Origin of the sequence: Xanthomonas sp. LMG 8993, from assembly GCF_009835065.2 — a bacterium.
Classification (GTDB): Bacteria; Pseudomonadota; Gammaproteobacteria; order Xanthomonadales; family Xanthomonadaceae; genus Xanthomonas; species Xanthomonas arboricola.
In genome coordinates this window covers 585,329-601,793 of record NZ_QVIF02000003.1, presented here as the reverse complement: position 1 = coordinate 601,793, position 16,465 = coordinate 585,329, and the positions used below count along the sequence as shown (strand labels likewise).

Here is a 16,465-nt window from a genome sequence, read left to right as displayed (position 1 = left end):
TTTGTTTCAGATTGAGCGTGTGTTGCCGCAATCGCGTCACTCTACACTGCGGGTCTTCACGCTGGCGCCGGTGCTGCACCCTACTGTCGCCCATTCCCTTGCTTCCCGGAGTCTCCATGTCCGACTTGCTCGACGCTGCCGCGCTGGATCAGCTGTTTCGCACCGCCCGCACGCAAAACGCCTTTCTCGACAAGCCGGTGAGCGAGGCGCAGCTGCGCGAGCTCTACGATCTGCTGAAGTGGGGCCCGACCGCCGCCAACGGGTCGCCGGCGCGTTTCGTGTTCGTGACCACGCCGGAGGGCAAGCAGAAGCTCAAGCCGGCACTGTCCGAGGCCAATGCCACCAAGACGCTGGCCGCGCCGGTCACGGTAATCATCGGCTCCGATGAGCAATTCCACGAAAAACTGCCGTACCTGTTCCCGCATGCCGATGCCAAGAGCTGGTTCGAAGACTCGCGCGAGATGCGCGTATCCGGCGCGTTCCGTAACAGCTCGCTGCAGGGCGCCTACCTGATCCTGGCCGCGCGTGCGCTGGGTCTGGATGCCGGCCCGATGTCCGGCTTCGACAATGACAAGGTGGACGCGGCGTTCTTTGCCGGCACGCCGATCAAGTCCAACTTCCTGGTCAATCTGGGCTATGGCGATCCGGCCGGGCTGTTCCCGCGGCTACCGCGGCTGAGCTTCGACGAAGCCGCACGCATCGAGTAACAGCGGCTGGCACCGCGGCTGCGCGCACCGTCGGGCGGGCGCAGCCCGCGCTCCGGCAGGCAGGAGCCACGTACACTCCGGCTTCGGGGCGCGCCACCCGCACCACCTGACGACCGCGCCTTGTGCAACCCGCCCCGGGCGCCCGTTTCGATTTTCCTGCAGTCCTCGTCCGTCTGCGTCTGTTCCATCCGCGTTGATCCAATGCGGTCCCTCATCTCAAGGAGTTTCAATGAAGACCACCCACAAACTGTTGCTGCCGCTCGCCCTGACCCTGGCCATCGCCGCCTGCTCCAAGCCGGCCGACAACGCCGCCGCGCCGGCCGCTGAAACCCCGGCCGCCACCGCACCGGCCGATGCCGCTGCCACCACCCCGGCCCCGGCTGCTGCGCCGGCCGCCTCGACCGCGCCGGCCGTGGAAGTGGCCTCCGGCACCTACACGCTGGATCCGAGCCACACCGACGTGATCGCGCAGTGGAGCCACTTCGGCTTCTCCAACCCGAGCGCGCATTTCGGCAATGTCGACGGCACCCTGGTGTACGACGCGGCCGACGTGACCAAGTCCACCGTGCAGGTCACCCTGCCGCTGTCGGGCCTGAACAGCTTCACCGCCAAGTTCGACGAGCACCTGAAGAGCGGTGACTTCTTCGACGCGGCCAAGTTCCCGACCGCCACCTTCAAGAGCACCAAGGTCGAAGCGGCCGGCCCCAACAAGCTGACCGTCACCGGCGATCTGACCATCAAGGATCAGACCAAGCCGGTCGTGCTGGACGTCACCCTCAACGGTGCCGGCGAGCACCCGATGAAGAAGGTGCCGGCAGCCGGTTTCGACGCCACCACCACCATCAAGCGCACCGACTTCGGCGTGGGCCAGTACGCCCCGAACGTCAGCGACGAAGTGAAGATCCGCATCACCACCGAAGCCCTGCAGGCCAAGGCCGGTGACGCTGCTGCTGCCAAGTAAGTCGCAGCGCAGTCGATGCATCGGTGCGAGCGATCGCACCGATGTGCGGAACGCAAAAGCCCGCCAATCGGCGGGCTTTTGCTTGAGCGTAACCGCCCGGCTTTTGTAGGAGCGGCCCAGGCCGCGACAGCTCCACCCTCCGCCCCGCCACAAGGCGCACGCCAACGCCTCACTCTGCAGCAGGGTTCGCCTTCCAGTAGCCCTTCGCGCGCACCGAGTCCTTGTCCACGCCCATGTGCTCTTCCAGAAACTTGCGCATCGCACGCGCGCGCATGGATTCGGTACCGATCCAGTAGAACGTGTCGCCGTCGTGCGGCTCGTAATCGCGCAGGCTGTCTTCCAGCAACGTGCTGCTGGCGGCATCGAAGCCGTTGCGTTCCAGCCAATACACCTCCACCTCGGCGGCGCTGAGCAGCTCCTGGCGCTCGGCCGCATCGGCAATTTCGATAAAGACCTCTGCATGCATGTCGGCGGGCATCGCTTCCAGCCAGCGGCCGATCGCGGGCAGCGCGGTTTCATCGCCGATCAGTACGTAGTGGTCGTAGTCGTCGGCAACCAGGAACGAGCCGCGCGGGCCGCCGATCTTCAGCGTGTCGCCGGGCTGTGCCTGCGCCGCCCAGCTGGAGGCCACGCCGTCGCCGTGCAGCACGAAGTCGATGCTCAGCTCGCCGCTTTGCGGATCGAATGCACGCGGGGTGTAATCGCGGCCGGGCGAGGGCAGCGCGCCTTCGGCGTAGCGCGGGCCTTCCGGCGTCATCGTCGGCAGCACGAAGGCGCCATCGGCATTGGGGAAGAACAGCTTGACGTGATCGTCCGGCGCCTCGCTCTGAAAGCCGGCAAGCTCGCTGCCGCCAAACACGATGCGGCGCATCTGCGGCGTCAGCGATTCGCAGCGCACCACCTGCACGGAGCGCAGGCGCGGATCGCGGCGGAGTTGGGTGTGGGTGTGGATGGCCATGTAGTGCGATTCCTGGATGTGGCGCGCAGATGCGCGGCGGGGGAGTGACTGCAAACGGTGATGCGACGATCTGGCCAGCGAGCTGGCAAAGAACAGCGGTTGTTGCTCAGCCTTCTCCCATCGGGAGAAGGTGCCCCGCAGGGGGGAATGGGTGCGGGCGAAGCCGCGTGCATCTGCCAACCAAGCAAGGTCGATGTCGTGCAGCGACACGCTGATCAAATCGCAAAACAGCGCAGGGACAGCAATGCATGCATGCCACTGACGCCGCGCAACGCAACCACCGCGATGACGCGTCACTGCCGCAAGTCGCATTCAAACCGGTATCGGTTGGCTTCGGATCACGGCGATAGACGTACTCAGCCGTCGTCGCGCTCCATGCCGTCAGCGGCGGCGTTGAGTAGCGCGGCAATGCGTGTGGTTTCTGCATCCGTCCATTGCCCGTGCCGCGCAAACAGACCGTGCTTGATGCGGTGGATGGCCTCGCGAATCGGCGCCGGGGTCTGTGCCTTGATCAGCTCGCGTGCGCGGCGGTGGGTGCGGGCCAGTGCCGCATCCAGCGCGTCACGGTGCTGCGCCGCATACGTACGGCCAGAGGCGGTGACCTGATAGCGCTTGCGTCCTTCGTCCAGCGCGGTCTGCACCCAGCCATCGGCTTCGAGCTGCGCCAGCGCCGGATAGATGGCGCCCGCGCTGGGCGTGTACAGACCTTTGAACAGTGCAGTGATCTGCCGCATCAACTCATAACCGTGGCGCGGCTGTTGCTCGATCAGCGCCAGCAGCAGCAAGCGCAGGTCGCCATGTTCCAGCGGCCGTGCGCGCCCGGCGCCACCGCGACGCGTCGCACTGGGCGCTGCGGATGGATCGAGCTCGCTCGGCAGGTCGTCGTGGCGGGAGCGCATCGTTATTCGATATATCGAAGTATGGCGAAAAGATATATCGAAGTGTGCTGGCCCGCAAGCGCCTGCCTGTCGCCCGGCTGACCGGCCTGGACATCCCTGCCGCCCATGCTGCAACGCGGCTGGACATAGCTAGCCTCCATAATTACGATGTAATTACTTCGACATTACGGGCTCGGCCCGGTGAGGCAGACGCATGAGTCGACAGTGGGACACCCAGGCCGAAAGCCGGCGCCAGCGCCTGCAGCGCGCCGCAGCCCTGGCGCCGCAGGGGCGCGTGGTGGCCGCCGACGACGTGGTGGCGCTGCTGGAGGCGGTGATCGAACCCGGCGACCGCGTCTGCCTGGAAGGCAACAACCAGAAGCAGGCCGACTTCCTGGCGCGCTGCCTCACCGAGGTGGACCCGGCGCGCGTGCACGACCTGCACATGGTGCAATCGGTGTTGTCGCTGCCCGCGCATCTGGACGTGTTCGAGCGCGGCATCGCCAAGCGGCTGGATTTCTCGTTCTCCGGCCCGCAGGCCGCGCGCCTGGCCGGGCTGGTCGGCGAGGGCCGCATCGAGATCGGCGCCATCCACACCTACCTGGAATTGTTCGGCCGTTACTTCATCGACCTGACCCCGCGCATCGCGCTGGTCACCGCGCAGGCCGCCGACCGCCACGGCAATCTCTACACCGGCCCGAATACCGAAGACACCCCGGTGATCGTGGAGGCCACCGCGTTCAAGGGCGGCATCGTGATTGCGCAGGTCAACGAGATCGTCGACACGCTGCCGCGCGTGGACATCCCGGCCGACTGGGTGGACTTCGTCACCCAGGCGCCCAGGCCCAACTACATCGAACCGCTGTTCACCCGCGACCCGGCGCAGATCTCCGAGATCCAGGTGCTGATGGCGATGATGGCGATCAAGGGCATCTACGCCGAATACGGCGTGGACCGGCTCAACCACGGCATCGGCTTCGACACCGCCGCGATCGAATTGCTGCTGCCCACCTATGCCGAATCGCTGGGGCTGAAGGGCAAGATCTGCCGGCACTGGGCGCTCAATCCGCATCCTGCGCTGATCCCGGCGATCGAATCGGGCTTCGTGCACTCGGTGCATTCGTTCGGTTCGGAACTGGGCATGGAGGCCTATATCGCCGCGCGCCCGGACATCTTCTTTACCGGTGCCGACGGCAGCATGCGCTCCAATCGGGCGTTGTCGCAGACCGCCGGCTTGTATGCCTGCGACATGTTCATCGGCTCCACCCTGCAGATCGATCTGCAGGGCAACAGCTCCACCGCCACGCGCGACCGCATCGCCGGTTTCGGCGGCGCGCCCAACATGGGCTCGGATGCGCGCGGCCGCCGGCACGCCAGCGACGCCTGGCTCAAGGCCGGGCGCGAGGCGGCGCGCCCCGGCGAGATGCCGCGCGGACGCAAGCTGGTGGTGCAGATGGTGGAAACCTTCCGCGAACACATGGCGCCGGCCTTCGTCGACAGGCTCGATGCCTGGGAGCTGGCCGAGCGCGCCAACATGCCGCTGCCGCCGGTGATGATCTACGGCGACGACGTCAGCCACGTGCTGACTGAAGAAGGCATCGCCAACTTGTTGCTGTGCCGCAGCGCCGAAGAGCGCGAACAGGCCATCCGTGGCGTGTCCGGTTACACCGCTGTCGGCCTGGGCCGCGACAAGCGCGCGGTGGAAAACCTGCGCGATCGCGGCGTCATCAAGCGGCCGGAAGACTTGGGCATCCGTCCACGCGATGCCACGCGCGACCTGCTCGCCGCGCGCACGGTCAAGGACCTGGTGCGCTGGTCCGGTGGGTTGTACGACCCGCCGAAACGTTTTCGCAACTGGTAGGGGCACAGCATGGAAACCCTGCGGTATCGCTTCGATGGTCAGCATGGCGCACGCGCCGGGCTGGACCATGCGCTGGTCGGCGTGGTCGCCTCCGGCAACCTGGAAGTGCTGGTCGAGCGCGTGCCGCTGGACGGCGCGATGGAGATCGAGATCCTCACCGCCGCGCGCGGGTTCGGCACCATCTGGCAGGCAGTGCTGGACGATTTCGCCGCGCGCCATCCGCTGCGCGATGTGCGCATCAGCATCAACGATGTCGGCGCCACGCCGGCGGTGGTGAGCCTGCGCCTGGAGCAGGCGCTGGACGTCCTGCAGGGAGCCGCCACATGAGCCACCCCTCTCACCCCGTAGGAGCGCACCCGAGCGCGACGGGCGTTCCCGGTAACGCTGCAGTCGCGCCCGGGTGCGCTCCTACGCATGTCGTTGGGAGATACGTATGAGCACCACCATTCCCATGGCCGAGCGCAGCTATTACGAGGCCGATGCGCGCGAGCGCATCGATGGCGTGCTGGATGCCGGCAGCTTCCGCGAATTCGTCGGTCCGCGCCGTCGCCTGATCAGCCCGCACCTGGCCCAGCTGGACACGCCCGGCGCCTTCGATGACGGCATCGTCGTCGGTGAAGGCGCACTGCGTGGGCGCAACGTGCTGATCGCCGCGCAGCAAGGCGCCTTCATGGGCGGCGGCGTCGGCGAGGTGCACGGCGCAAAGCTCACCGGCCTGCTCGAACGCGCCGCCGCCACGCAGCCGGCGGCGGTGCTGTTGCTGCTCGACACCGGCGGCGTGCGTCTGCACGAAGCCAACGCCGGCCTGATCGCCATCTCCGAAATCATGCGCGCCACCTTGGACACGCGCGCCGCCGGCGTGCCGGTGCTGGCCTTGATCGGCAGCGGCAACGGCGCCTTCGGCGGCATGGGCATCGTGGCGCGCTGCTGCAGCACGGTGATCATGTCCGAAGAAGGCCGCCTGTCGCTGTCCGGCCCGGACGTGATCGAAACCGTGCGCGGTGTGGAGGAGTTCGACGCGCGCGACCGTGCCCTGGTGTGGCGCGTCACCGGCGGCAAGCACCGCTATCTGCTGGGCGAGGCGCAGACGCTGGTGGCCGACCGCATCGCCGCATTCGCCGATTCCGCCGTGCAGGCGCTGGACACGCTGACCGAGCCGGAAGGCGAGGCTGCATTGCAGGCGCTGGAACTTGCACAGCAGCAGTTGGCCACGCGCATCGCCGCCTACGGCGATTGCCGCGACGGCCTGGAGATCTGGCAGCGGCAGGGCATCGTCGATGCGCAGCGCCTGCCGCTGCTGGACACCGACGCCTTCCTCGCCGCCACCGCCGACCGGAGCACGCCATGGAACTGAGCCAACTGCTGGACCAGCTGTTTCCGCTCGGCCACGCCATCGCCCGCAACGACGATGTGCTTACCGGCAGTGCCACCACGGCCGCAGGCGAGGTCACCGTGATCGGCACCGCCAACAAGCTGGAAGTCGGCGTGGACCACGCGCTGGCACTGGCGGCGACCGTGTTGGCGAGCACGCGCGCGCATCCGCAGCGGCCGATCGTGATGCTGGCCGATACCGCCGGGCAACGGCTGGCGCGCCGTGACGAACTGCTCGGCATCAATGGCTATTTCGCGCATCTGGCACGCACGCTGGATCTGGCGCGCAAGCGCGGCGCGCGGCTGGTCACGCTGGTGTATGGCGAATCGGTCAGCGGCGGCTTTCTGTCGTTCGGTCTGATGGCCGACCATATCCACGCATTGCCGGATGCGCAGATCCGCGTGATGGATCTGCGCGCGATGGCGCGCGTCACCAAGCAGAGCGTGGACACCTTGCAGGCGCTGAGCAAGAGCTCGCCGGTGTTTGCGCCCGGCGTGGAGAACTATGTGCGCATGGGCGCGGTGGAGTCGCTCTGGGACGGCGATCTGGCGCAGGCGCTGGGCGATGCCCTGGCCGCGCCCAGCGATGGCGATCAACGCCGGGCACGTGGCGCGCAGCGTGGCGGGCGCACCCTGGCGCGCGATGTCGCTGCGGCAGTGGCCGCGGGCGAGGCCTGAGCATGCCCGGCCGCCACGCACTGGTGTGGTTGCATCCCGGCGCGCGCTGGCAAGCGCTGACGCCGGGTGCGCAGCCACGGCTGCAGCAGTGGTTTGCCGCGGGTCTGCCGGCAGTGGTGGCGCGTGGCGATGGCAGCGAGGCGCCTGGCAGCCTGCGGCTGGGCGTGCCGTTGCCGCCAGACGAAGGCAAGCAACGCCTGGCCTTGAGCGCCGGCCTGGACGAGGTTGCGCGCAGCACCGCGCCGTTGGCGCTGGACGCGGTGATCGCAGCCGCACCCGCCGCAACGCAGCCTGCACTGCAGGCCTTGCTGACCCAGTGCAATGCCAACGCCCTGCAGCCGCGCGTCTTCGGCAGCTTTGCATGGCAGGCCCTGACCGGGCTTGCGTATGTGCATGCGCAATCGGATCTGGACCTGCTGTGGTCCATCGCCACACCCGAGCAGGCGCAGGCCGTGGTGACAGTGCTGCAGCGCTGGGAACAGCGCCACGGGCTGCGCGCAGACGGCGAACTGCTGCTGCCCGACGACACCGCGGTGAACTGGCGCGAGTACGCCGGCAGCGCGCAACAGGTCTTGGTGAAGTCCACCAACGGCTGCCGCTTGCTGCCGCGCAGCGCGCTGTTTCCGGTATGGAGCGCGGCATGAGCACGCTGGTTGAACGCACTGCCGATGCCAGGCGCTCCGTGACGCCTGGCAACGCGGTGGAGCGGCAGCGGCCAGTGACAGGAGCCAAACAAACGGGCATCGCACCATCCCTGGTTGATGCGACCAGCCAGTCGACGCACCTGATTCGTGCCGATCACGAATCGACGCTCGCACCGACACCGGCAGCAGCGCACGACGTACCGCCGCAGCCGCTACTGCACCTTGCCCCCGCAGGCGCTGGTTCGAACCGCGTGCATGCGCCATCGCGCGTTGCATGCACGCATGGCGAGCTGCAAGACAGTGCAGCCCGGCAACACGCATCGCATCCTGAAGCCGGCACCGCCAGCGCGCTGGCGCATCGGCTGGGGCGGCTGGCGGTCGCCGCCCTGCATGCAGAACTCGGCTGCGCGCCGAAGCCCGGCCTGGTCACGCCGTTCGATAGCGGCAGCCATGCCGATATGGACGCGTCGACATTCCTGCGCAGCCTGTTCGCCCTACGCGGCTACTTCGTCGCGATTGCACAGGCCGGTATCGACAACGCGCCGTTCGAGCAATTGCGCCAGCTCGGCATCGCGGCCGAAGCGGCGATGCTGCGCAGCACCGGCGGCATCAATACCCACCGCGGTGCGATCTTCAGCCTGGGACTGCTCACTGCGCAGGCGGCGCGCTTGCGTGCGGTGCATGGGCATGCCCCTAGCGGCGAAGCAGTCTGCAGCGCGGTGCAGGTCTGGCGCGATGCATTGCGAGCCGCGCCGCTGGATCCACACAGCAATGGCCAGCGCGTGCGCGCGGCGTTCCGGATCAGTGGCGTGCGCGAACAGGCCGCAGCCGGGTATCCATTGCTGCGCGAGATCGCATTGCCGTCACTACGCAGTGCATTGCGCAGCGGCGCCACGCGCGAGGCCGCACTGGCACAGACCTTGATGCACCTGATTGCCGAGGTTGATGATCTCAACCTGCTGCATCGCGGCGGGCAGGAAGGGCTGGCTTACGCAAAAGCGCAGGCACGTGCATTTCTGGCCGATGGCGGCATCGCGCAGCCGCAGTGGCGCGCATGCCTGCACGCGATCGGCGCGCAATTTGTCGCGCGTCGCCTGAGCCCGGGCGGCAGCGCCGATCTGCTGGCCTGCGCCTGGTTCCTGCACTGTCAGGAGATGGCATGAGCCTGTGTCGACCACTGGCAGCTGCGAAGGCAACGTTCATGCAGGCGTGTGGCGGCGCGGCCCTTCGCACTGTCTCAGTGAACGGCGTGCTTGTCCTGGTCACGGAACAAAATGCCCGCAGCGCGAATGAGGGTCACGCTCGCACAAGGCACAGCATGTTCTGCAAGCAGGCCACCGCATGACCCTGGCCGTGCTCTGTCCCGGCCAGGGTGGGCAGCACGCCGCGATGTTCGCGCGGGTTGCCGATGCGCCTGTCGCGGCCGAGGTAATCGCTGCTGCGAGCAAGGTGCTTGGCGCCTCGGCGCAAACGCTGGCCGCAGACAACTCCCGCTACACCAATGCCATTGCACAGCCGCTGGTCTGCGCCGGCACCCTGGCGCACTGGCAGGTGCTGCGTGCGCAGCTGCCCACGCCGGTGTTGGTGCTGGGCTACAGCGTCGGCGAGCTGGCCGCGCATGCGGTTGCCGGCAGCATGGAGATCGCCACCTGCTTGCAGCTGGCTGCCACCCGCGCGCGCCTGATGGATGCGGCCAGCCCGGACCATGCCGGCTTGATGGCGGTGCTCGGCCTGCCGCTGCGCACGCTGGAGACGCTGTGCCAGACGCATGGCGCGGCCATCGCCATCGTCAACGGCGACGACCACGCCGTGCTCGGTGGCCCGCAGGCGGCGCTGCAGGCACTGGGCGATGCAGCGCAGGCGCAGGGCGCACGCGTCACGCCGTTGCCGGTGAGCGTGCCGGCACATACGCCATGGTTGCGTACGGCCGCCGACGCCTTCGCCATCGAATTGAACAGCGCGGCGGTGCACGCGCCCAGGCTGCGCGTGCTCGCCGGCATCGATGCACGTGCCGTCACCACGCAGGCCCTGGTGGTGGACACGCTGGCCGCACAGATCGCGCAGACCGTGCGCTGGTCCGAGGTGCTGGTGCAGGCCGCCGAGCGCGGCGCGCGGGTGTTTCTCGAACTGGGGCCCGGTGGCGCACTGGCGCGCATGGCGCGCGAGCGCGTGCCGGGCTGCGAAGCGCGATCGGTCGACGAATTTCAGAGTACCCACGGTGTGGTCGAGTGGGTCAACGCCGCATGCGAGCGCGCGGCATGACGATTGAGCAGGTGCTGCACACGGCGTGACCCTTGGGTGGCGGGTGGCCATCCGTGCTGTACGCGTATCAGGTGTCTGGGAGGGCGCATGACCCCGCAAATTGCAACGATTCTTGGCTTGGTGATCATGTTCATCGTCGCCACCGCATTGCCCATCAACATGGGCGCGGTGGCCTTCGCGCTGGCCTTCATCATCGGCGGCGTGTGGGTGGGTCTGGACGGCAAGGAGGTGCTGGCCGGCTTTCCGGGCGACCTGTTCCTGACCCTGGTCGGCATCACCTATCTGTTCGCCATCGCGCAGAAGAACGGCACCATCGATCTGCTGGTGCACTGGGCGGTGCGCGCGGTGCGCGGGCGCATCGTCGCCATTCCCTGGGTGATGTTCGTCATCACCGGCCTGCTCACCGCCTTCGGTGCGCTCGGGCCGGCGGCGGTGGCCATCATCGGCCCGGTGGCGCTGCGCTTTGCCAAGCAGTACCGCATCAATCCCTTGATGATGGGCCTGCTGGTGATCCATGGCGCGCAGGGCGGCGGCTTTTCGCCGATCAGCGTGTATGGCGGCATCACCAACAAGGTGGTGGAAAAGGCTGGGCTGGACGTCACCGAGATGGCGGTGTTCCTCACCAGCCTGGGCTTCAACCTGATGATGGCGATCATCTGCTTCTGCGCCTTCGGCGGGCTCAAGCTGATGCGCCGGCAGGAGGTCTCGCTGGCCGATGCGCAGTATGTGGCGGTGGCCGACGACCAGGCCTCCAAGCGCCCGTTCGCGATCGAAGGGCATGGCTCGCTGGTGGCTGCCGGTGGCGGCACCCTGTCGACCAATCCGCTGGCGCTGGAGGCGGTCGCCATCACGCGCGATCGGGTGATCACGCTGGTCGGCCTGCTCGGCCTGGGCATCGCCGCGCTGGTCTACAACCTCAACGTCGGCCTGGTCTCGATCACCGTGGCGGTGGCATTGGCGCTGATCTCGCCCAGCGCGCAGAAGGGCGCGGTGGACGGCATCAGCTGGTCCACGGTGCTGTTGATCAGCGGCGTGGTCACCTATGTGGCGGTGCTGGAAAAGGCCGGTGCGGTGGACTACATCGGCACCGGCGTGTCGCATATCGGCATGCCGTTGCTGGGGGCGCTGCTGGTCTGCTACGTCGGCGGCATCGTTTCCGCATTCGCCTCGTCGGCGGCGGTGCTGGGCGCCACCATTCCGCTGGCGGTGCCGTTCCTGATGCAGGGCCAGCTTGGTGCGGCCGGGGTGATCTGCGCGCTGGCGGTATCGTCCACCATCGTCGATGTCAGCCCGTTCTCCACCAACGGTGCGTTGGTGGTGGCCTCGGCCGCCAAGGAAGAACGCGACGCGCTGTTCCGCCGTTTCCTGGTCTACAGCGGGCTGGTGGTGTTGCTGGGGCCGCTGGTGGCCTGGCTGCTGTTCGTGGTGCCGGGCTGGCTGTGATGCGGCCCGTGTCCGGCAGGGTGTCGGGGCGCCCCGGTAGAATGGGCGCCCCCACGCCAGCATCGACGACCCGCCTGCCATGACCCTCGCCCCTGATTCGCGCAACGCCAAGAAGCGCGTACCGCTGTACGAGGAAGTGGCCGAGCGCCTGCGCCAGAAAATCTACGACTACGCGCTGCCGCCGGGCGAATGGATCGACGAGCCGGCGCTGGCCGAGGAACTCGGCATCAGCCGCACCCCGCTGCGCGAGAGCCTCAAGCTGCTCGCCGCCGAAGGCCTGGTGCAGCTGGACGCCGGCCGCGGCAGCCGGGTCACGCGGCTGACCCTGGAAGACCTCAATCAGTTGTTCCCGGTGATGGCGATGCTGGAAGGCCGCTGCGCGCACGATGCGGTCAAGCGCATCGACGTGGCCGGCGTGCAACGCCTGGAAGAGCTGCACGCGGCAATGGAAGCTGCCGCCACCGCTGGCGACCTGGCCGAGTACTACCGCAACAATTACCTGATCCACGAGACCGTGCAGCAGTACGCCGGCAATCCGTGGTTGATCCGCGTCACCCACGATCTGCACCGCATCCTCAAGATGCACCGCGGCCGGCAGCTGTTGACGCCCGGACGCATGGCGCAGTCGCTGGCCGAGCACCGCGAGCTGATGGCCTGCGTGCGCCGCGGCGACGCCGAAGGCGCAGAGCGCACGATGCACGGGCATCTGCTAAGCCAGGGCCAGGCCTTGGCGGCGTACGTGGCAGCGGGTGGCATGTTGAACGTGCCGGCGCCCTTGCCGAGGGTGGGTGGGGTCTAGCAGTCGGCGCTGTCCGGGCGCATCACCCCGCGCACCGAGATCGCACCTTCCTTCTCCCACCGGGAGAAGGTGCCCGAAGGGCGGATGAGGGCACGCACGCAGCACCGGAAAGCTTCTCGCTCCTGCGAATCTCCAATCCCCAATCCCGCCGCCTACTCCCCGCCCAACGCAAGCAAGTCATCCACGCGTTCGATCACCCGCGTCTCAGCCAAGCCGGCAAACACGTCCGGATGCGCATAGCCCCACGCAACTGCAGCAAACGATAAGCCCACCGCTTGCGCCGCCTCCCAGTCGGCGACCTGATCGCCCACGTACACCGCCTGCGCTGCGGTATGCCCGGTGCTGCGCAACACGCGACGCAAGGCGCGCTGTTTGCCCAGCAGATGCGCACCGCCGTCGATCACTGCGAACTTCGCGCTCAGCTCCTCGCCCAGCGCGCGCTGCACATTCTCCACCGAGTTGGACGACACCAGGGCCAGGCAGGTGCCGCGGGCGTGAAGGGCCTGCAGCACCCCGGCAATGCCGTCGAACAAGGCCATCGGTGGGGCGGCACGCATCAGGCGGATGAAGTCGGCAGCCACCAGCGGGATGCGCCAGCTGCTCAGGCCCGATTGCTTGAGCAACTGGCGGGTGCTCAGGCGGCGTGCGGCGTCCACTTCATGTGCTTGCGCGGCGCGGAAGCCGTGCCGCTCGGCCAGTACGCGCTGCGTGCTCAGAAAGAAACCGAACGAGTCGGCCAGGGTGCCGTCGAAATCGAAGATGATCAGCTTGGGCATCGCAACGCAGGGATCAGGGCGTCATAGCCTAACCACTGCCGCGCACGCGCCATACGCAGACAGGCTCACCGATGTGCGCGCAGGCGAGGCGACACCGCAAAGCGATCGGCACAACCACTGCAATCATCGCCAGACGGCGCGCGTCCGATGCCGGGGTCGGCATGCACCTCTCGTATCCTTCTGCCGCGCGCGCCGTCTACATCCAGCCGGCGCCTGTTCGCTATGCGGCGCTGGCCGCGCTCAGGCCTCGGCGAAATGCGGCACGATCGGCGTATCGCCTTGCGCATGCTGTTCGATGACCTTGCGCTGCATCGCCGCCAAGTAGGCATCCAGCTCTTCGGTGGAGGCGAAGACATCGCTCAGCGGCACTGCCTTGACCATGTCGAAGACCTTGCGGATCTGCGGCTGCGGGTTGGTCACCAGCACCTTGCCCTGGCGCGTGGCCAGGGCCTTGCGCGCCTTGAAGATGCAGCGGATGCCGGCGCTGGAGATGTATTCCAGCGCGGTCAGGTCCAGCACCAGCGTGGTGATCAGGGTGCCCAGCAGCGGCGACAGCGCCGCGTCCAGATCCTGGTAGGTGTGGGTGTCCAGGCGCCCGGTCAGGATGACGCGTTGACGGGTGTCCTGCGGCGGGTCGATCTGAATGGCGAGCGTGGTCATGACAGTGCCTCGGGGACGGGGGCGTACGGGTGGAGCAGGGTGACGCGCACCACGTTGTATGCACCATCGCGGCGGTAGTCGATGTGATCGGCGAACTGATGCACCAGGAACAGCCCCAGCCCACCGATCGCGCGCTCGTCGAGCTCGGCACTCAGGTCCGGCATCGCGGCGGTGCTGGGGTCGAAGGCGCTGCCGGGGTCGTGCATCTCCAGCACCAGCGCCTGCGGATCCAGCTGCAGTTGCAGGCGCAGCGGCTGCTCGGCGCACTGGCCGTGGGTGAGCGCATTGCAGCCGAGCTCTTCCACGATCAGCCGCACCTGGCCGATGCGCTCGGCGTGCAGTCCTTCCAGCGTGAGCGAGTGTTCCAGCGCGTCGTTGGCGCCGGCCAGCTGGGCCAGCGAGGGCGCGATGGCCAGGTCGAGCTTCATCAGGTCGTTGCCTTTCCGGGTGCGTCCCGGCCAGCGTCTGCGACCCGCCCAGCATGCTCCTGGCGCAGCCGGATCGCCAGCAGGGTGATGTCGTCGTACGGGTCGGCCTGGCCGGTGAAGTGGGCGATGTTGGCGATCACCGCCTTGCACTGCGCCGCCGCGCTGCGGCGTGGCCGCAAGGCGCCGAGCAGGCGCTCCAGCCCGTAGCTAGCGCCCTGCTCGTCCATCGCCTCGGTCACCCCGTCGGTATAGCCCAGCAGCGTCTGCCCCGCGCTCATGCGGCCTTGCAGCACCGGGTAGGCCACCTGCGGCTCGATTCCCAGCGGCGCGCCGGTGTCCAGCGGCAACGGCCGCGCGCTGCCGTCGATGTCGATCAGCACCGGCGGCTCGTGGCCGGCACTGGCCAGCCAGTAGTCGCCGCTCACCACGTTGATCACCCCGCATAGCACCGTGGCGAACATGCAGGTGTCGTTGTTTTCCGCCAGCCGCGTGGAGGCGGCGATCAGGATGCTGTCCGGGCGCGTATGCCGGCGCGCGGCGATTTCCAGCACGCTCACCGCGCGCGCCATGAACAGGGCGGCCGGCACGCCCTTGTCGGACACATCGCCCACCACAAACCACAGCAGCCCCGGCTCGGTCTCGACGAAGTGGTAGAAGTCGCCGCCCACCGCCTTGGCCGGCTCCAGCCAGGCGCAGGTTTCCAGATGCGAACTGGCGCGGTCGAAGGTGCGCCCGGAGGGCAGCATCGCCTGCTGGATCTCGCGCGCAATCTGCAGCTCGCTGTGCATGCGCTCGCGCGCGGCGGTCATCTCGCCGATCTGCGCGATGTGGTCGCGGATCGCATCGCGCGCGCTGTCGAACGCACGCGCCATCACGCCCACCTCGTCGCGGCGTTCGATGTGCTGCAGCGGGTATGCGAATTCGCCACGGCGAAAGTGCTCGGCGGTATCGGTCAATTCCTCGATCGGGCGCGTCAGCTTGCGCGTGATCCGCCCCATCAGCCACCACCACACCACCGCGCCCAGCAACGCCGCCAGCGCCACCCACGCGGCCAGCCAGTTCAGGCCCGCCAGCACATAGCCTTCCGAGGCGGACAGCACAAAGGTCCAGCCGCTGCGCCCCACCGCCGCGCTATGGGTCAAAAAGCGCTCGCCATCCGGCGCGGTGTGCGCAAACGAGATCGGCTGGCCCGCCGCCACCGCGCGCTGCAACGGCAGCAGGTCGGGCCGCGAATGCGCCACGTAACGCTCCAGCGTGTAACGCAGGTTGAGCGCCGGGTCGGGGCTGAACACCAGCATGCCTTCGGGCGACAGCAGCATCGGCTGGATGCCGATGTCGCGCGGCAGCTGGTCGATGATCTCGCGCAGGTGCTGCAGCGGCAGGTCCACGCTGACCATGCCCACCGGTGCGGCATCCACCGCATCGCCCGGGCGGCGCAACGGCAGGTTGTAGCTGGTGTACAGCGCGTTGCCGCCATTGGCGTTGAGATACGGCTCGGACCACCACGCGCGGCCTTCGCGCTGGGTGCGCAGATACCACGGCATCGCGCGGTAGTCGTAGCCCAGGTCCTGCACCGATTTCTCCAGCACGCGCGTGCCGTCGCGATGCACGTACCAGACAAACCCGGTGTCGCGCGCCTTCTGCGTGCGCGGCTCGATGATCAACCGCGCCGCACCGATATCCGGGTCGCCGCTGAGCGTGGCCAGCAGCAGCGCGCGCAGATTGAACGGCTGCAGCCCCACCGCGCTGCTGCTGGCCGCCAGCGTGCGGCCGCTCACCTGCACCGAGTCCAGCATCGCCGCCAGGCTGCGTGCGGTCTGCTCGGTCAGGCCATCCACCTCGGTGCGCGCCGCCTCCACCAGCTCGGCGCGTGCGCCCAGGTAGAACACCGTGCCCAGCAACGCCAGCAACACCACCAGCACCGCGGTGGCGGCCAGCAACACGCGCATGCGCAGGCTGTGCCGCCAGTGCACCCGCGGGGTGACGGCCACGCTGTCGGCTGGCGATGTGGGACCCGTGGCGATGGCGCGCTTCCGTGG

The 16,465-nt window shown here is 68.1% G+C and carries 17 protein-coding genes and 1 other RNA gene; 12 read left to right on the top strand and 6 right to left on the bottom strand.

Going from position 1 to position 16,465, the window contains the following annotated elements; all coding sequences use genetic code 11:
- The first annotated feature begins 116 nt into the window (after positions 1-116).
- Complete coding sequence (locus tag DYQ94_RS08925; RefSeq protein ID WP_104569158.1) at positions 117-707, top strand: malonic semialdehyde reductase; 591 nt, start codon at positions 117-119, stop codon at positions 705-707.
- Between the two features lie 229 nt (positions 708-936).
- Positions 937-1,668: a YceI family protein gene (locus tag DYQ94_RS08920; protein ID WP_080716308.1), complete on the top strand. Its 732-nt coding sequence runs from the start codon at positions 937-939 to the stop codon at positions 1,666-1,668.
- A gap of 169 nt (positions 1,669-1,837) precedes the next feature.
- Here the strand turns inward: DYQ94_RS08920 and DYQ94_RS08915 are convergent, their stop codons facing one another.
- Positions 1,838-2,626 carry a siderophore-interacting protein gene (locus DYQ94_RS08915; protein WP_104593766.1) on the bottom strand — a complete coding sequence of 263 codons (789 nt, stop codon included), beginning with the start codon at positions 2,624-2,626 and terminating at the stop codon, positions 1,838-1,840.
- A gap of 356 nt (positions 2,627-2,982) precedes the next feature.
- Positions 2,983-3,525 (bottom strand): PadR family transcriptional regulator, encoded by a 543-nt coding sequence (locus DYQ94_RS08910; protein ID WP_039515620.1) that lies wholly within the window; start codon positions 3,523-3,525, stop codon positions 2,983-2,985.
- Positions 3,526-3,718: 193 nt separating this feature from the next.
- On the opposite strand from DYQ94_RS08910, the gene mdcA reads away from it, so the two are divergent.
- The 9 genes from mdcA (at position 3,719) to DYQ94_RS08865 (ending at position 12,562) form a co-directional block, all read left to right on the top strand.
- Positions 3,719-5,365 carry a malonate decarboxylase subunit alpha gene (gene mdcA / locus DYQ94_RS08905; RefSeq protein WP_024937871.1) on the top strand — a complete coding sequence of 549 codons (1,647 nt, stop codon included), beginning with the start codon at positions 3,719-3,721 and terminating at the stop codon, positions 5,363-5,365.
- Positions 5,366-5,374: 9 nt separating this feature from the next.
- Positions 5,375-5,692 carry a malonate decarboxylase acyl carrier protein gene (gene mdcC / locus DYQ94_RS08900; protein ID WP_047126154.1) on the top strand — a complete coding sequence of 106 codons (318 nt, stop codon included), beginning with the start codon at positions 5,375-5,377 and terminating at the stop codon, positions 5,690-5,692.
- A 124-nt stretch (positions 5,693-5,816) separates the two neighbouring features.
- Positions 5,817-6,719 carry a biotin-independent malonate decarboxylase subunit beta gene (locus DYQ94_RS08895; RefSeq protein ID WP_184429013.1) on the top strand — a complete coding sequence of 301 codons (903 nt, stop codon included), beginning with the start codon at positions 5,817-5,819 and terminating at the stop codon, positions 6,717-6,719.
- Entirely contained in the window at positions 6,710-7,414 is a 705-nt protein-coding gene (gene mdcE, locus DYQ94_RS08890) for a biotin-independent malonate decarboxylase subunit gamma (protein WP_102580360.1), read from the top strand. Before DYQ94_RS08895 ends, mdcE begins: the two co-directional genes overlap by 10 nt.
- 2 nt (positions 7,415-7,416) lie before the next feature.
- On the top strand, positions 7,417-8,058 hold the full coding sequence (mdcG, locus tag DYQ94_RS08885; protein WP_047128013.1) for a malonate decarboxylase holo-[acyl-carrier-protein] synthase: 642 nt from the start codon (positions 7,417-7,419) through the stop codon (positions 8,056-8,058).
- 350 nt (positions 8,059-8,408) lie between these two features.
- A complete protein-coding gene (gene mdcB, locus DYQ94_RS08880) occupies positions 8,409-9,221 on the top strand; it encodes a triphosphoribosyl-dephospho-CoA synthase MdcB (protein WP_160954867.1) in 813 nt (270 codons plus the stop codon).
- Positions 9,222-9,399: 178 nt separating this feature from the next.
- On the top strand, positions 9,400-10,320 hold the full coding sequence (gene mdcH / locus DYQ94_RS08875) for a malonate decarboxylase subunit epsilon (RefSeq protein ID WP_160954860.1): 921 nt from the start codon (positions 9,400-9,402) through the stop codon (positions 10,318-10,320).
- A gap of 87 nt (positions 10,321-10,407) precedes the next feature.
- Positions 10,408-11,763: an SLC13 family permease gene (locus DYQ94_RS08870; protein ID WP_024937865.1), complete on the top strand. Its 1,356-nt coding sequence runs from the start codon at positions 10,408-10,410 to the stop codon at positions 11,761-11,763.
- A gap of 79 nt (positions 11,764-11,842) precedes the next feature.
- Positions 11,843-12,562, top strand: coding sequence for a GntR family transcriptional regulator (locus DYQ94_RS08865; RefSeq protein WP_065032179.1), 720 nt, complete (start codon positions 11,843-11,845; stop codon positions 12,560-12,562).
- A gap of 152 nt (positions 12,563-12,714) precedes the next feature.
- Here DYQ94_RS08865 and DYQ94_RS08860 read toward each other — a convergent pair whose 3' ends face one another.
- Positions 12,715-13,338, bottom strand: a complete 624-nt coding sequence (locus tag DYQ94_RS08860; RefSeq protein ID WP_160954859.1) for an HAD hydrolase-like protein — start codon at positions 13,336-13,338, stop codon at positions 12,715-12,717.
- A 161-nt stretch (positions 13,339-13,499) separates the two neighbouring features.
- Here DYQ94_RS08860 and DYQ94_RS08855 point away from each other — a divergent pair.
- A non-coding RNA gene (locus tag DYQ94_RS08855) (sX9 sRNA) lies at positions 13,500-13,574 on the top strand.
- Positions 13,575-13,578: 4 nt separating this feature from the next.
- Here the strand turns inward: DYQ94_RS08855 and DYQ94_RS08850 are convergent.
- From DYQ94_RS08850 to DYQ94_RS08840, 3 genes are read right to left on the bottom strand one after another with little or no spacing between them, the layout of a single operon-like run.
- The gene (locus DYQ94_RS08850) at positions 13,579-13,998 is read right to left on the bottom strand and encodes an STAS domain-containing protein (RefSeq protein WP_005923815.1); all 420 of its coding nucleotides are present in this window, start codon (positions 13,996-13,998) and stop codon (positions 13,579-13,581) included.
- Positions 13,995-14,426 (bottom strand): ATP-binding protein, encoded by a 432-nt coding sequence (locus tag DYQ94_RS08845; RefSeq protein ID WP_039523217.1) that lies wholly within the window; start codon positions 14,424-14,426, stop codon positions 13,995-13,997. The genes DYQ94_RS08850 and DYQ94_RS08845 overlap by 4 nt, the downstream gene beginning before the upstream one ends.
- On the bottom strand, positions 14,426-16,375 hold the full coding sequence (locus tag DYQ94_RS08840) for a SpoIIE family protein phosphatase (RefSeq protein ID WP_202397483.1): 1,950 nt from the start codon (positions 16,373-16,375) through the stop codon (positions 14,426-14,428). The genes DYQ94_RS08845 and DYQ94_RS08840 overlap by 1 nt, the downstream gene beginning before the upstream one ends.
- Between the last annotated feature and the right edge of the window lie 90 nt (positions 16,376-16,465).

What these genes read in the sequence shown, in the direction of transcription:
- DYQ94_RS08925 (WP_104569158.1), top strand. Translation starts at nt 117, where the DNA reads ATGTCCGACTTGCTCGACGCTGCCGCGCTGGATCAGCTGTTTCGCACC.
- DYQ94_RS08920 (WP_080716308.1), top strand. Translation starts at nt 937, where the DNA reads ATGAAGACCACCCACAAACTGTTGCTGCCGCTCGCCCTGACCCTGGCC.
- DYQ94_RS08915 (WP_104593766.1), bottom strand. Translation starts at nt 2,626, where the DNA reads ATGGCCATCCACACCCACACCCAACTCCGCCGCGATCCGCGCCTGCGC.
- DYQ94_RS08910 (WP_039515620.1), bottom strand. Translation starts at nt 3,525, where the DNA reads ATGCGCTCCCGCCACGACGACCTGCCGAGCGAGCTCGATCCATCCGCA.
- mdcA (WP_024937871.1), top strand. Translation starts at nt 3,719, where the DNA reads ATGAGTCGACAGTGGGACACCCAGGCCGAAAGCCGGCGCCAGCGCCTG.
- mdcC (WP_047126154.1), top strand. Translation starts at nt 5,375, where the DNA reads ATGGAAACCCTGCGGTATCGCTTCGATGGTCAGCATGGCGCACGCGCC.
- DYQ94_RS08895 (WP_184429013.1), top strand. Translation starts at nt 5,817, where the DNA reads ATGGCCGAGCGCAGCTATTACGAGGCCGATGCGCGCGAGCGCATCGAT.
- mdcE (WP_102580360.1), top strand. Translation starts at nt 6,710, where the DNA reads ATGGAACTGAGCCAACTGCTGGACCAGCTGTTTCCGCTCGGCCACGCC.
- mdcG (WP_047128013.1), top strand. Translation starts at nt 7,417, where the DNA reads ATGCCCGGCCGCCACGCACTGGTGTGGTTGCATCCCGGCGCGCGCTGG.
- mdcH (WP_160954860.1), top strand. Translation starts at nt 9,400, where the DNA reads ATGACCCTGGCCGTGCTCTGTCCCGGCCAGGGTGGGCAGCACGCCGCG.
- DYQ94_RS08870 (WP_024937865.1), top strand. Translation starts at nt 10,408, where the DNA reads ATGACCCCGCAAATTGCAACGATTCTTGGCTTGGTGATCATGTTCATC.
- DYQ94_RS08865 (WP_065032179.1), top strand. Translation starts at nt 11,843, where the DNA reads ATGACCCTCGCCCCTGATTCGCGCAACGCCAAGAAGCGCGTACCGCTG.
- DYQ94_RS08860 (WP_160954859.1), bottom strand. Translation starts at nt 13,338, where the DNA reads ATGCCCAAGCTGATCATCTTCGATTTCGACGGCACCCTGGCCGACTCG.
- DYQ94_RS08850 (WP_005923815.1), bottom strand. Translation starts at nt 13,998, where the DNA reads ATGACCACGCTCGCCATTCAGATCGACCCGCCGCAGGACACCCGTCAA.
- DYQ94_RS08845 (WP_039523217.1), bottom strand. Translation starts at nt 14,426, where the DNA reads ATGAAGCTCGACCTGGCCATCGCGCCCTCGCTGGCCCAGCTGGCCGGC.
- DYQ94_RS08840 (WP_202397483.1), bottom strand. Translation starts at nt 16,375, where the DNA reads ATGCGCGTGTTGCTGGCCGCCACCGCGGTGCTGGTGGTGTTGCTGGCG.